The following is a 12,717-nucleotide window of genomic DNA, read 5'->3' as shown; positions in this document are numbered from 1 at the left end:
GCCTTCCCCGCCATTCCTTCCGGATCAGCAGATGAACGAACAAAAGGGCGAAAGGTGTCGGGCGAGGGCGGGTTCCCCCGGCGGCTGTCCGCACCGTTGGCTCAGCCGGTCCGCCGTGACACTCTGATGAGGTTGACCCGACGGGGAGGCGACGAGGTATGTCTGACGGCGCGCGATCGGTGAACGAGGGCGCGGACGGCGGGAGTTCGAGCCGCCGGGAGGCGCCCGCCAGGGGCGAGAGGGTCGCCGACTGGGCCGACGAACGGCTCGGCCTCTACGCGCTGGCGAAGGCGAACCTGCGCAAGGTGTTCCCGGACCACTGGTCCTTCATGCTGGGCGAGGTCTGCCTCTACAGCTTCCTGGTCCTCCTGCTGACCGGTGTCTACCTCACGCTCTTCTTCGAGCCGAGCAGCGCGGAGGTCGTCTACGACGGCTCGTACGTGCCGCTCAACGGCGTCACGATGACCCGGGCGTACGAGTCGACGCTCGACATCAGCTTCGACGTGCGCGGCGGGCTGCTGATCCGGCAGATCCACCACTGGGCGGCCCTGGTCTTCGTCACCGGCATGCTCGTGCACATGATGCGGGTGTTCTTCACCGGGGCGTTCCGCAAGCCCCGCGAGGTCAACTGGCTGTTCGGCTGGCTGCTGTTGTTCCTCGGCATCCTCACCGGGCTGACCGGCTACTCGCTCCCCGACGACCTGCTCTCCGGCACCGGCGTCCGGTTCGCCGACGGCGCGATCCTGTCCATCCCGATCGTGGGGACGTACCTCTCGTTCTTCCTCTTCGGCGGTGAGTTCCCGGGACACGACATCATCGCCAGGTTCTTCCCGATCCATGTGCTGCTGCTGCCGGGGATCATGCTGGGCCTCGTCGTCGCCCACCTGATCCTGGTGTTCTTCCACAAGCACACGCAGTACCCCGGGCCCGGACGCGACCAGAAGTCGGTCGTCGGCATGCCCTTCATGCCGGTCTACATGGCCAAGGCCGGCGGGTTCTTCTTCCTGGTCTTCGGGGTGCTGGCCGTCATGGGAGGGATCGCCAGCGTCAATCCGGTGTGGGCGTTCGGGCCGTACCGCCCCGATCTCGTCACCACGGGCGCGCAGCCGGACTGGTACCTCGGCTTCTCCGAGGGGCTGATCCGGGTGATGCCGGGGTGGGAGATCAACCTGTGGGGCCACACCCTCGTGCCGGGCGTCCTCATCCCCTTCTCGCTCTTCCCGCTGATCCTGCTGGCCATCGGCGTCTATCCGTTCGTCGAGGCGTGGATCACCGGTGACCGGCGTGAGCACCACATCCTCGACCGGCCGCGCAACGCGCCCGTGCGCACCGGCCTCGGGGTGGCCTGGCTGAGCCTGTACGTGGTGCTGCTGATCGGCGGCGGCAACGACATCGTCGCCACGCACCTGCACCTGTCCATCAACGCGATCACCTGGTTCGTGCGGATCGCCGTGTTCGTCGCCCCCGTGGTCGCCTACGTGGTCACCAAACGCATCTGTCTGGGCCTGCAATTGCGCGACCGGGACAAGGTGCTGCACGGCCGTGAGACCGGGACCATCAAGCGCCTCCCGCACGGCGAGTACGTCGAGGTCCACGAACCCCTGGACCGGGCGGCGCTGTTCACCCTCACCCAGCACGAGCAGCGCCCGCCGTACGAGATCGGGCCGCTCGTCGACCACAACGGCGTGCGCCGGCAGGTCCGGGTGTCCCAGCGGGTACGGGCCCGGCTGGCGCGCGCGATGTTCGGGGCGGACAGCCATGTGCCCAAGCCGACGCCGCAGGAGCACCGCGAGCTGACCGGCGGCCACGGGCACTGACCCCGGCGCCGCCCGTCAGTACTGCCGGGGCGGCCAGTTGCGCAGCAGGGCGTCGAGCGCGTCGAGGACGCGGGTCCAGGTCTCCTGGGTGTCGGGGGCGCTGTGGCTGAAGCCGCCGCCGAGTTCCAGGCTGACGTAGCCGTGGAAGACGCTGCCCAGCAGACGGACGGCGTGGGTCTGGTCCGGCTCGGTGAGGTCGTAGCCGCGCAGCACCGCCCGGGTCATCCGGGCGTGCCGCGGGCCGGCGCTCGCGGCCGCCGCCTCGGGGGACAGCCGCAACTGGGCCGCGGCGTAGCGGCCGGGGTGGGCCCGGGCGTAGTCGCGGTAGACGTCGGCCAGGGCCGTGAGGGCGTCCTTGCCGGCCCGGCCGGCCAGCGCGAGGTCGCCGCGGTCGGCGAGCTCCTCCAGGGCGAGCAGCGCGATCCGGGTCCGCAGGTCGTCGGAGTTACGCACGTGCGAGTACAGGCTCGCGACCTTGACGTCGAAGCGGCGGGCGAGCGCCGAGACGGTCACGCCGTCGAAGCCGACCTCGTCGGCGAGCTCCGCGCCCGCCCGGACCAGACGGTCCGTGCTCAGCCCCACACGCCCCATGGTCGTCCTCTCGTCCGGCTCGCCCGGCGCGGTCGCGCGGGCCCCGTCGCCGACAACCATTATGCGTTTGCCTAAAAGCTTTAGGCAAATTAGCCTGCGTTGTATGAAGCCGCTGACCGAGCAAGAGATCCGTGCCGCCTTCGTGAACTGCACCAAAGGCGAGGCCAAGCGCCTGTCCGTGCCGCGCGACCTGGCCGAACGCCCCTGGGACGACCTGGACTACCTCGGCTGGCGGGACCCCCAGGCCCCCGACCGCGCCTACCTCGTCCTCGAACGGGACGGCGGCCCCAAGGCCCTCGCCCTGCGCTCCTCCGCCGCCGGCTCCTGGCAGACCCGCCGCAGCATGTGCACGATCTGCCTGACGACCCACTCCGGCGGGGTCTCCCTGATGGTCGCGCCGAAGGCGGGCCGGGCCGGCCAGCAGGGCAACTCGGTGGGCGCCTACATATGCAGCGACCTCGCCTGCTCGCTCTACGTACGGGGCAAGCGGGACGCGGGCGTGGGGGCCAGGCTTCCCGAGACCATCACCCTGGAGGAGAAGATCGAGCGGACCGTGACCAACCTCGCCGCGTTCCTCGCCAAGGTGACCGGCTGACCGGGCGGCGGCACGCGGCTACGGCCGGCCGCGCAGCACCTCCGCCCGGCAGTCGTCCGGGGAGCCCCAGGCCGTGCGCAGGGCACGGGCCTTCGTGAGCCACAGGGACAGGTCGTACTCCGCCGTGTAACCGATCGCGCCGTGCAGCTGGAGCGCGGCCCGCGCGGTCGTGTACGCCGCCTCGCAGGCCGCCGCCTTCGCGGCGGCGACGTCCGCCGCGCTCATCGTCACGGCGGCGCCCAGCACCAGCGGACGGGCGAACTCCAGCGCGATCCGCGCGTCCGCCAGCCGGTGCTTGACCGCCTGGAACGAGCCCACGGGCACACCGAACTGCACGCGCTGCCCCACGTACGCCACCGTCCGCTCCAGCAGCGCCAGGCCCACCCCGAGCGCCTGGGCCGCGGTCGCCAGGCGGGCCCACGACAGGGCGCGCTCCACGGGCGGGCGCGGGACGAGGAGCTGCCCGCCCGGCAGCAGACGGGTGAGCCGGCGGGCGGGGTCGAGCGAGGACCTGACCGGCCCGTGCCCCGGGGAGAGCCGCAGACCGTCGGCGCCCAGGACCAGCCGCAGCGCCGCCGCGTCGCCGTCCACCGCGTACGCCCCCTCGACGGCCAGCGTCGCCATCGACCCGCCCGACGCCAGGTCGGCCAGGAATCGCTCGGCGGGACCCGCGCCGGTCAGCAGGGCCGCCGCGGCGACCGTCTCCACCAGCGGGCCCGGCACCGCGTGCCGCCCCAGCTCCACGAAGGCGAGGGCCACCTCCACCGGCCGCGGCCCCAGCCCCCCGTGGGCCTGCGGGACCGCCAGCGCGAACACCCCGGCCTCGGCGATCCGCGCCCACAGCGCCCGTCCGCCCGTCCGCTCGCCGCGGCTCCAGTCGCGCGCCACGGCGGGCGTGCCGGCCTTGCCCAGCATGGTGTCCAGCGACTGCGCGAAAGCCCGCTGCTCGGCGTCCGGCAGGAAACACAACCCCGGCGTGGCCGGACCCTGCGAGGTCATCCGCGCCGCCCCCTCGGCAGCCCGAGCAGCCGCTCCGCGACGATGTCGCGCTGGATCTCGTTCGTGCCCGCGTAGATCGGTCCGGCGAGCGCGAAGACATAGCCCTGCGCCCACTCCGTGCCGACCGCCTCCCCCTCCGCGCCGAGGACGTCCAGCGCCGTCTCGTGCAGCGCGATGTCGAGCTCCGACCAGAAGACCTTGTTCAGGCTCGACTCCGCACCCAGCCGCTCCCCGGCCAGGAAGCGGGACGCGGTCGCGTAGGTGAACAGCTGGTACGCGCGGGCGCCGATCAGCGCGTCGGCGACGCGCGAGGCGGTGGCCTGCGGGCTGCCCCGCTCCCGCCACAGGGCGTGCAGCCGGTCCGCCGCGGCGAGGAAACGGCCGGGGGAGCGCAGCGTGAGCCCCCGCTCGTCGGCCGCCGTCGACATCGCGATCCGCCAGCCCCCGCCCGGCTCCCCGATCACGTCCTCGTCCGGGACGAACACCTCGTCCAGGAACAGCTCGGCGAACGCCGGTTTGCCGTCGAGGCGGCCCACGGGCCGGACCGTGACACCGGGCGCCCGCAGGTCGAACATGACGTACGTGAGCCCCTGGTGGGGTCTGCCGGTGCCGGGCCCGGAGCGGAACAGGCCGAAGGCGCGGTCGGCGAAGGCCGCCCGCGAGGACCAGGTCTTGCTGCCGCTCAGCCGCCAGCCGCCGTCAGCCCGGACCGCCCGGGCGCGCAGCGAGGCCAGGTCCGAACCGGCCTCGGGCTCCGACCAGGCCTGCGCCCAGACGACCTCGCCCCTGGCCATGGCGGGCAGCACCCGGGCCCGCTGTTCCTCCGTGCCGTGCTCGAGCAGGGTCGGGGCGAGCAGGCTCACGCCGTTCTGGCCGACGCGCCCGGGCGCGCCCGCCGCGTAGTACTCCTCCTCGAAGAGCAGCCAGCGCATCAGCCCGCAGTCGCGCCCCCCGAAGCGGGCCGGCCAGTTCACCACCGACCAGCCGTCCGCGGCCAGTTCGGCCTCCCACGCGCGGTGCGCCGCGAAGCCCTCGGCGGTCTCCAGGGAGGGCAGTGCAGCGGCCGGCACATGCGCGTGCAGCCAGGCCCGGGCCTCGGCGCGGAACGCCTCGTCGGCGGGGGAGTGTGCGAGGTCCACGGACGCCCTCCTCGGCTGCGGCCCTGCGTGCGCGTTCTTCCCTAACAAGTGTTTGGTAGGTTAGCGTGCTGTCATGACGAACGTCGAGACCCCGCCCTACGTTCCCGGGCACGCGCTGCTCGACGGCCGCACCGCCGTCATCACCGCCGCCGCCGGCGCGGGCATCGGCGGGGCGACCGCGCGCCGCTTCCTCGAAGAGGGCGCACGCGTACTCGTCAGCGACGCCCACGCGCGCCGCCTGGAGGAATGCCGGGCCGCGCTCGCCGATGAGTTCGGACAGGCGTCCGTGACCGCCCTGCCGTGCGACGTCACCGACGAGACCCAGGTACGCGCCCTGTTCGACACCGCCGTACGCGAACACGGACGCCTGGACGTCGTCGTCAACAACGCCGGACTCGGCGGGACCGCACCCCTCGCCGACATGACCGATGAGCAGTGGTCACGCGTCCTGGACGTCACCCTCAACGGCACCTTCCGCTGCACCCGGGCCGCACTGCGGCTGATGCGCGCCGGCGGCGGGGGAGTCGTCGTCAACAACGCCTCCGTCCTCGGCTGGCGCGCCCAGGCCGGACAGGCCCACTACGCCGCAGCGAAGGCGGGCGTGATGGCCCTCACCCGGTGCGCCGCCGTCGAGGCGGCCGCGTACGGCGTACGGGTCAACGCCGTCTCGCCCAGCCTCGCCGTCCACCCCCACCTGGCGAAGGTGACCTCGGCCGAACTGCTCGAGGAACTCACCGCCCGCGAGGCCTTCGGACGGTACGCCCGGCCCTGGGAGGTGGCCAACGTCATCGTGTTCCTGGCGTCGCCGTACTCCTCGTACATGACGGGCGAGGTCGTCTCCGTCAGCGGCCAGCACCCCTGACGGCGGAGCAGACCACAATGTGTCCGTGCCGACCAAGAAGAAGCCCCAGGTGACCGCCGCGCCCGCGCGTCGCCGCGAACTCCTCGACACCGCCGCCGAGGTCTTCGCCGAACAGGGCTACAACGCCACCACCGTCCGTAAGATCGCCGACCACGCGGGCATGCTCGCGGGCAGCCTCTACTACCACTTCGACTCCAAGGAATCGATGCTGGAGGAGATCCTGCGCTCCTTCCTCGACGAACTCTGGGACGGCTACGACACCGTCCTTGGCGCCGGGCTCGGACCCCGCGAGACGCTCGCCGCCCTGGTCACCGAGTCGTTCCGGGAGATCGACCGGCACCGCGCCGCCGTCGCGATCTACCAGAAGGAGAGCCGGCAGCTCGTGGCGCAGGAACGGTTCACGTTCCTCGCCGACTCGCAGCGCAGGTTCGAGAAGGCCTGGCTGTCCACGCTGGAGCGGGGGGTCGCCGCCGGAGTGTTCCGCGCCGACCTCGACGTACGCCTCACCTACCGGTTCGTCCGCGACACCGTGTGGGTCGCCGCGTCCTGGTACCGGCCCGGCGGACAGCACAGCCCCGAGGAGATCGCCCGGCAGTACCTGTCGATGGTGCTGGACGGGATCGCCGTACGTGCATAGCCGTTCGCAGTGAGGGAGTCGCCATGGCCGAGGCCTACATCGTCGAAGCGGTCCGCACGCCCGTGGGGCGTCGCGGAGGAGGACTGTCGGGAGTGCACCCGGCGGACCTCGGCGCACACGTCCTGAAGGAACTCGTCGCCCGCTCGGGCATCGACCCGGCGGCCGTCGAGGACGTCGTCTTCGGCTGCCTGGACGCCGTCGGACCCCAGGCCGGCGACATCGCCCGGACCTGCTGGCTGGCCGCCGGACTGCCCGAGGAGGTACCGGGCGTGACCGTGGACCGCCAGTGCGGCTCCTCGCAGCAGGCCGTCCACTTCGCCGCCCAGGGCGTACTGTCCGGCACCCAGGACCTCGTGGTCGCCGGCGGCGTGCAGAACATGTCGCAGATCCCCATCGCCTACGCCACCCGGCAGGCCGCCGAACCCCTCGGCTTCACCCAGGGCCCCTTCGCGGGCAGCGAGGGCTGGCGCGCCCGCTACGGGAACCGGCCGGTGAACCAGTTCGCCGGCGCCGAGATGATCGCCGCCAAGTGGGGCATCACCCGGCGCGACCAGGAGGAGTTCGCCCTGCGCTCGCACCGGCGGGCGGTCCGCGCCGTCGACGAAGGGCGCTTCGCCCGCGAGACCACCGCCCTGGAAGGCGTCACGGCGGACGAGGGCCCGCGCCGCGACACCTCCCTGGAGAAGATGGCCGCGCTGAAGCCCGTCATCGACGGCGGGACCGTGACCGCCGCCTGTTCCTCGCAGGTCTCCGACGGCGCCGCGGCCCTGCTGCTGGCCTCGGAGCGGGCGGTGCGCGAACACGGCCTGACCCCCCGCGCACGCGTGCACCACCTCTCCGTCCGGGGCGAGGACCCCATCCGCATGCTGACGGCCCCGATCCCGGCCACCGCGCACGCCCTGAAGAAGACCGGGCTGTCCATCCACGACATCGACCTCGTCGAGATCAACGAGGCGTTCGCCCCCGTCGTCCTCGCCTGGCTGAAGGAGACCGGCGCGGACCCCGAGCGGGTCAACGTCAACGGCGGCGCGATCGCCCTCGGACACCCGCTCGGCGCGACCGGCGCCCGGCTGGCGACCACACTGCTGCACGAACTCGAGCGCACCGGCGGCCGGTTCGGCCTCCAGACCATGTGCGAGGGCGGCGGCCAGGCCAACGTGACGATCATCGAACGGCTCTGAGGCCAAGCCTGGCGGGGGCGGGCGTCCGACGGTTCTGAGAACACGCCCGGCGCGGGCGGGCCCCGAACCCGCCCCCGCCGGGCAGCGCGCCCGCCGCGGAACGCCACGGCGCACACCACCGCGACGCTCAGGGAGCGGCGGCGAACCCCTCGAGGGCCGCCAGCCGCTCCTCCGCCTCCCGCATGACCCGCCCCACCAGCTCCGCGCACGACGGCAGATCGTCGATCACCCCGGCGACCTGCCCGCAAGCCATCACCCCGCCGTCCGTGCGCCCCTCGACCATCGCGGCCCTGAGCAGCATCGGCGTGTTCGCGGCCAGCAGCACCTGACTCCAGGCGAGGTCCTTGCCGTGGCGCAGCGCCAGCCCGTCACGGACCATCTCCCGCCAGGTGAGGCCGGACAGCCTCCGGAAGGCCGCCGCGTGCCGCACGGCCCGCACCAGCGCCGCCGCCCGGCCCGCGTCCTCCAGCGAATCGACCAGAGCGGTCCGCAGCATGCGGTGCGGAAGACCGTCCACCGCCCGGGTGACGGTGACGTCCCGGACCGTCGCCGCCAGATAGCGCGCCTTCACCGCGTCCGGGACCGGCGAGTCCGACGTGAGCAGGAACCGGGTGCCCATCGCCACCCCCGCCGCCCCGTACGCCAGTGCCGCCACCAGCCCCCGGCCGTCGAAGAATCCGCCCGCCGCCACCACCGGGACGTCCACGGCGTCCACCACCTGCGGCAGCAGGACCGACGTCGCCACCTCGCCGGTGTGCCCGCCGCCCTCACCGCCCTGCACGATCACCGCGTCCGCCCCCCACGCGGCGACCTTCTCGGCGTGCCGGCGCGCCCCCACGGAGGGGATCACCACCACCCCCGCCTCCTTGAGCTCGGCGATCAGCTCCCGGGACGGCGCGAGCGCGAAGGACGCGACCCGCACCCCCTCCTCGACGATGATCCGCACCCGTTCACCGGCGTCCGCCGCGTCGGCCCGCAGATTGACCCCGAACGGCTCCGCCGTCCGCGCCCGCACCTCGCGCACCGCCGCCCGCAGCCGGTCCGGCGTCATGGTCGCGGACGCCAGCACGCCCAGCGCCCCCGCTTCGGCCGCCGCCGACACCAGCCGCGGGCCCGCCACCCACCCCATCCCGGTCTGCACGATCGGGTGCCGCACCCCGACCAGCCGGGTGAACGCCGTCTCCATCAGGCCGCGACCTCCCGGGCCCGGCTCCCGTGCGGGTCGATCACCTCACGGACCAGGCGCAGCTCGGCCGCGGTCGGCTCCCGGGTCGGCGGCACCTCGTCCGGCACCACCAGGGCGAACCCCGTCGCCTCCCGGACCTCCTCGACACTCACCCCGGGATGCAGCGAGGCCAGCCGCATCGAACGGTCGGGCGTGGCGAAGTCGAAGACCCCGAGATCGGAGACGACCCGCGGGATGCGGTGGTGGCGCGCACCGGCCGCCCGGTCGTACCCCACCCCGCACACCATGTCGACCCGCTCGACGAACACCCGCCGCGAATGCCGCGGAATCCAGTAACTCGTCGGATTGTTCAGGGTGTTGACCGGAGCGCCCCGCACCCCGAGCAGCTGCCGGGTGGGCCGCGCCCAGTCGCCGACGCACGCGATGTTCTGGTTGCCGTACCGGTCGATCTGACTGGCCCCCATCATCACGTGCCGCCGCCCCCCGGTGACCAGCGCCAGATGCTGCCGGTAGGGCAGCCAGCCCTCCACCGTGCCGTCCAGCCCGACGAGCAGCGCCTCGCCGTCCGTCATCAGCAGGTCCGGCGCGAAGGTGTGCCGGGCCAGACGCGCACCGACCGAGGGGATCAGGCCCATGGGGCTCGCCAGGATCTCGCCCGCCCCGCGCCACGCCTCCGCGCAGGCGATCACGCAGTACTCGGCCCGCGTCACCCCGCTCACGCTCTGCCCGCCCACGGTCTCGCCGCTCACGCTCTCCCCGCTCACGACTCCTCCTCGACCGCGGCCCGGTACGCCCGCTCGTCCCCGGCGAGGTACCGCGCCGCGAACTGCGGCCAGGGCGTCGCCGCGTACCGCTTCTGGAACGCCTCGTCCCGGCCGTAGTCCGGGGCGCAGGACGTGAAGTGCGCCCCGTTCGGCGCCTCGACCACGCCCGTCACCGTGTGCCGCTTGAGCAGCAGCGACTGCGGCGGCGCCGCCTTCGTCAACTCGGCCGTGTCCACGATCTGCTCGCAGCTGACGTACGCCTCGTCCGCCGCCTCGCAGAACAGGTCGTCGAAGTAGGGATCCGGGCCCAGGTACTGCCCGTTGCCCAGCCGGTCCGCCCGGTTGACGTGCACCAGGGCCGCGTCCAGGCGCAGGGCGGGCACGGCCACGAACGTCTCCCCGTCCTCGTACGGCGACGTCACCGTCCGCAGACGGGGGTTGACCCGCATCACGTCCGAACCGATGCCCGCCCGCACCGGCAGGAACGGCAACCGGTTCGCCGCCGCGTGCAGCCCCCACATGAACATCGCCTCGTCGATCTCCGTCAGCGCGAACGCCCCGCCCTCGCGGGCCGCGCGGTAGTGCGGTTCCAGGGGGATCGAGTCGAGGGTGACGAACGCGGCCACCAGCTCGCGGATCCGGCCCGCCGCGGCGAGCATCCCGACGTCCGGACCGCCGTACGACACGACGGTCAGGTCGGTGACCTCCGACCTCAGCAGCGCCCTGACCAGCGCCATCGGCTTGCGCCGCGAGCCCCAGCCGCCGATCCCGAGCGTCATGCCGCTGCGCAGCCGCGACACCGCCTCCTCGGCGCTCATCGTCTTGTCACTCACCCGGATCCCCCTCCTCGCCCTTCCTGCCGAAGGTGTCACGGACCCGGTCGGCCACCCCGGCCACGCTCGCCTCGTAGGTGAAGCCCTGCTCGAAGCGGTAGCTGCGCCGCACGTCGACCGGATCGATGCCGTTGATGGCCGCCTTGGCCAGGCGCAGCAGCTCGCCGTCCTTCGCGGCGATCTCCCCGGCCAGCTCCAGCGCGGCCGCGCGCAGTTCGTCCCGCGGCACGACCCGCCACACCGAGCCGTGCGTGCGCAGCTCGCGCGCCGTGACCGTGCGCGAGGTGTAGTACAGGGCGCGCAGCAGATGCTGGGGGACCAGCCGGGCCAGATGCGTGGCCGCGCCCAGGGCGCCCCGGTCCAGCTCGGGCAGCCCGAACACGGCGTCCTCGCTCGCCACGACCACGTCCGCGTTCCCCACCAGGCCGACGCCGCCGCCCAGGCAGAAGCCCTGCACCGCGGCCACCACGGGCACCTCGCACTCGTACACCGCCGCGAAGGCCTCGAAGCAGCCGCGGTTGGCGCCGACCAGGGCGCCAGGCCCCCGCTCCTGGATCTCCTTGATGTCGACGCCCGCGTTGAACCCGCGCCCCTCCGCCGCCAGCACCACGCACCGGGTGCCGGGATCGCGGCCGGCCGCGCGCACGGCGTCGGCCAGGGCGAACCAGCCGCTCACCGGCAGCGCGTTCACCGGCGGGAAATCGACCGTGACCAGCGCGATCCCGTCGGACGCCGAGCCGGCCGGGCCTGGTGCGGCCCCCTTTTCCGGGGACGAGGTGGAGACACCCATGGAAGCATCAGCTACCTTTCCACCAAACGTTTGTTAGGTGGAAGGTAGCAGCGGATGCAGCTGGACGGAAAGGTCGCCGTCGTCACCGGAGGCACCCGCGGCGTGGGCGCCGGCATCGCACGCTCCCTCGCCCGCGCCGGCGCCGACGTCGTCGTCTGCGCCCGCAGACCCCCCGACGAACCCCTCCCCGAAGCCGCCTACGCCCCCCTGGACGTCCGGGACACCGACGCCGTACGGCACTTCTTCACCGCGCTGCCCCGCCTCGACATCCTCGTCAACAACGCCGGCGGCACCCCCCACCGCCCCCTCGCCCACGCCGACGCCCGACACCACGCGCGCGTGATCGAACTCAACCTCCTCGCCCCGCTCACCGTCTCCCTCGCCGCCCACGCCCACCTCGAACGCACCGGCGGCTCCGTCGTGATGATCGGCAGCGTCAGCGGCAGCCGCCCCTCACCCGGCTCGGCCGCCTACGGCGCCGCCAAGGCCGGCCTGGAGAACCTCGCCCGGTCCATGGCCGTCGAATGGGCCCCACGCGTACGCGTCAACACCCTCGTCGTCGGCATGGTCCGCACCGAACTCACCCACCTCCACTACGGCGGCGAGGACGGCGTCGAAGCCGTCGCCCGCACCGTCCCCCTCGGCCGCCTCGCCCTCCCCGCCGACGTCGGCGAAGCAGCCGTCTTCCTCGCCTCCGACGCGGCCCGCTACATCAGCGGAGCCAGCCTGCTCCTGCACGGCGGCGGCGAACGACCCGCCTTCCTCGACGCCGCCACCGCCGACAAGGAGACCTGACATGAACGGCATCTGCCACGGACGCGTCGTCGTCGTCACCGGCGCGGGACGCGGCCTCGGACGCGCCCACGCCCTCGCCTTCGCCGCCGAAGGCGCCCGGGTCGTCGTCAACGACCACGGCGTCGGCCTCGACGGCACCCCCGGCCCCGACACCCCGGCCCGCCAGGTCGTCGACGAGATCCGGGCGGCGGGCGGCGAAGCGGTCGCCCACCACGCCGACATCGCCACCTCCGACGGCGCCGCGTCCCTCGTGCGCACCGCACTCGACACCTACGGCCGGCTCGACACCCTCGTCAACAACGCCGGCTTCCTGCGCGACCGCATGCTCGTCAACCTCGACCAGGACGACTGGGACGCCGTCCTGCGCGTCCACCTCACCGGCCACTTCCTCACCCTGCGCCACGCCGCCGCACACTGGCGCGCCGAGACCAAGGCGGGCCGCCCGCCCACCGCCCGCGTCGTCAACACCAGCAGCGGCGCCGGCCTCCTCGGCTCCGTCGGCCAGGGCAACTACAGCGCCGCCAAAGC

The 12,717-nt window shown here is 73.4% G+C and carries 14 protein-coding genes; 7 read left to right on the top strand and 7 right to left on the bottom strand.

The window, feature by feature from the left end:
* Positions 1–158 precede the first annotated feature (158 nt).
* The gene (gene qcrB / locus Saso_RS00070; RefSeq protein WP_189916723.1) at positions 159–1,817 is read left to right on the top strand and encodes a cytochrome bc1 complex cytochrome b subunit; all 1,659 of its coding nucleotides are present in this window, start codon (positions 159–161) and stop codon (positions 1,815–1,817) included.
* Between the two features lie 15 nt (positions 1,818–1,832).
* Here qcrB and Saso_RS00065 read toward each other — a convergent pair whose 3' ends face one another.
* Positions 1,833–2,408: a TetR/AcrR family transcriptional regulator gene (locus Saso_RS00065; RefSeq protein WP_189916722.1), complete on the bottom strand. Its 576-nt coding sequence runs from the start codon at positions 2,406–2,408 to the stop codon at positions 1,833–1,835.
* A 103-nt stretch (positions 2,409–2,511) separates the two neighbouring features.
* On the opposite strand from Saso_RS00065, the gene Saso_RS00060 reads away from it, so the two are divergent.
* Positions 2,512–3,003: an FBP domain-containing protein gene (locus Saso_RS00060; RefSeq protein ID WP_189916721.1), complete on the top strand. Its 492-nt coding sequence runs from the start codon at positions 2,512–2,514 to the stop codon at positions 3,001–3,003.
* A gap of 18 nt (positions 3,004–3,021) precedes the next feature.
* Here Saso_RS00060 and Saso_RS00055 read toward each other — a convergent pair whose 3' ends face one another.
* Together Saso_RS00055 and Saso_RS00050 are read right to left on the bottom strand one after the other, a co-directional pair.
* A complete protein-coding gene (locus Saso_RS00055; protein WP_189918452.1) occupies positions 3,022–3,972 on the bottom strand; it encodes an acyl-CoA dehydrogenase family protein in 951 nt (316 codons plus the stop codon).
* A gap of 26 nt (positions 3,973–3,998) precedes the next feature.
* On the bottom strand, positions 3,999–5,141 hold the full coding sequence (locus Saso_RS00050; protein ID WP_189916720.1) for an acyl-CoA dehydrogenase family protein: 1,143 nt from the start codon (positions 5,139–5,141) through the stop codon (positions 3,999–4,001).
* Between the two features lie 73 nt (positions 5,142–5,214).
* Between Saso_RS00050 and Saso_RS00045 the strand changes: the two genes are divergently transcribed.
* From Saso_RS00045 to Saso_RS00035, 3 genes are read left to right on the top strand one after another with little or no spacing between them, the layout of a single operon-like run.
* Positions 5,215–6,003 carry an SDR family oxidoreductase gene (locus tag Saso_RS00045; RefSeq protein WP_189916719.1) on the top strand — a complete coding sequence of 263 codons (789 nt, stop codon included), beginning with the start codon at positions 5,215–5,217 and terminating at the stop codon, positions 6,001–6,003.
* Positions 6,004–6,028: 25 nt separating this feature from the next.
* Positions 6,029–6,640, top strand: coding sequence for a TetR/AcrR family transcriptional regulator (locus Saso_RS00040; RefSeq protein ID WP_189916717.1), 612 nt, complete (start codon positions 6,029–6,031; stop codon positions 6,638–6,640).
* 23 nt (positions 6,641–6,663) lie between these two features.
* The gene (locus Saso_RS00035) at positions 6,664–7,821 is read left to right on the top strand and encodes an acetyl-CoA C-acetyltransferase (protein ID WP_189916716.1); all 1,158 of its coding nucleotides are present in this window, start codon (positions 6,664–6,666) and stop codon (positions 7,819–7,821) included.
* Positions 7,822–7,948: 127 nt separating this feature from the next.
* Here Saso_RS00035 and Saso_RS00030 read toward each other — a convergent pair whose 3' ends face one another.
* The 4 genes from Saso_RS00030 to Saso_RS00015 are packed head-to-tail and all read right to left on the bottom strand — an operon-like array spanning position 7,949 to position 11,394.
* Positions 7,949–9,007: an NAD(P)H-dependent flavin oxidoreductase gene (locus tag Saso_RS00030; RefSeq protein WP_189916715.1), complete on the bottom strand. Its 1,059-nt coding sequence runs from the start codon at positions 9,005–9,007 to the stop codon at positions 7,949–7,951.
* Positions 9,007–9,771 (bottom strand): CoA-transferase subunit beta, encoded by a 765-nt coding sequence (locus tag Saso_RS00025; RefSeq protein WP_229900969.1) that lies wholly within the window; start codon positions 9,769–9,771, stop codon positions 9,007–9,009. Before Saso_RS00025 ends, Saso_RS00030 begins: the two co-directional genes overlap by 1 nt.
* On the bottom strand, positions 9,768–10,604 hold the full coding sequence (locus tag Saso_RS00020; protein WP_189916714.1) for a CoA transferase subunit A: 837 nt from the start codon (positions 10,602–10,604) through the stop codon (positions 9,768–9,770). Before Saso_RS00020 ends, Saso_RS00025 begins: the two co-directional genes overlap by 4 nt.
* A complete protein-coding gene (locus Saso_RS00015; RefSeq protein ID WP_189916713.1) occupies positions 10,597–11,394 on the bottom strand; it encodes an enoyl-CoA hydratase family protein in 798 nt (265 codons plus the stop codon). Before Saso_RS00015 ends, Saso_RS00020 begins: the two co-directional genes overlap by 8 nt.
* Before the next feature lie 54 nt (positions 11,395–11,448).
* On the opposite strand from Saso_RS00015, the gene Saso_RS00010 reads away from it, so the two are divergent.
* Together Saso_RS00010 and Saso_RS00005 are read left to right on the top strand one after the other, a co-directional pair.
* Positions 11,449–12,189 (top strand): SDR family oxidoreductase, encoded by a 741-nt coding sequence (locus Saso_RS00010; RefSeq protein ID WP_189916712.1) that lies wholly within the window; start codon positions 11,449–11,451, stop codon positions 12,187–12,189.
* A 1-nt stretch (position 12,190) separates the two neighbouring features.
* A partial coding sequence (locus Saso_RS00005; RefSeq protein ID WP_203833497.1) for an SDR family NAD(P)-dependent oxidoreductase occupies positions 12,191–12,717 on the top strand: 527 nt, incomplete at its 3' end.

The organism is Streptomyces asoensis (assembly GCF_016860545.1).
GTDB lineage: Bacteria > Actinomycetota > Actinomycetes > Streptomycetales > Streptomycetaceae > Streptomyces > Streptomyces asoensis.
This window is presented reverse-complemented; position numbering and strand designations above follow the sequence as displayed.

Bases quoted from the DNA above. Each gene is read 5' to 3' on its own strand.
- Saso_RS00065 (WP_189916722.1), bottom strand. From the start codon at position 2,408: ATGGGGCGTGTGGGGCTGAGCACGGACCGTCTGGTCCGGGCGGGCGCG.
- Saso_RS00030 (WP_189916715.1), bottom strand. From the start codon at position 9,007: ATGGAGACGGCGTTCACCCGGCTGGTCGGGGTGCGGCACCCGATCGTG.
- Saso_RS00015 (WP_189916713.1), bottom strand. From the start codon at position 11,394: ATGGGTGTCTCCACCTCGTCCCCGGAAAAGGGGGCCGCACCAGGCCCG.
- Saso_RS00010 (WP_189916712.1), top strand. From the start codon at position 11,449: ATGCAGCTGGACGGAAAGGTCGCCGTCGTCACCGGAGGCACCCGCGGC.
- qcrB (WP_189916723.1), top strand. From the start codon at position 159: ATGTCTGACGGCGCGCGATCGGTGAACGAGGGCGCGGACGGCGGGAGT.
- Saso_RS00035 (WP_189916716.1), top strand. From the start codon at position 6,664: ATGGCCGAGGCCTACATCGTCGAAGCGGTCCGCACGCCCGTGGGGCGT.
- Saso_RS00060 (WP_189916721.1), top strand. From the start codon at position 2,512: ATGAAGCCGCTGACCGAGCAAGAGATCCGTGCCGCCTTCGTGAACTGC.
- Saso_RS00045 (WP_189916719.1), top strand. From the start codon at position 5,215: ATGACGAACGTCGAGACCCCGCCCTACGTTCCCGGGCACGCGCTGCTC.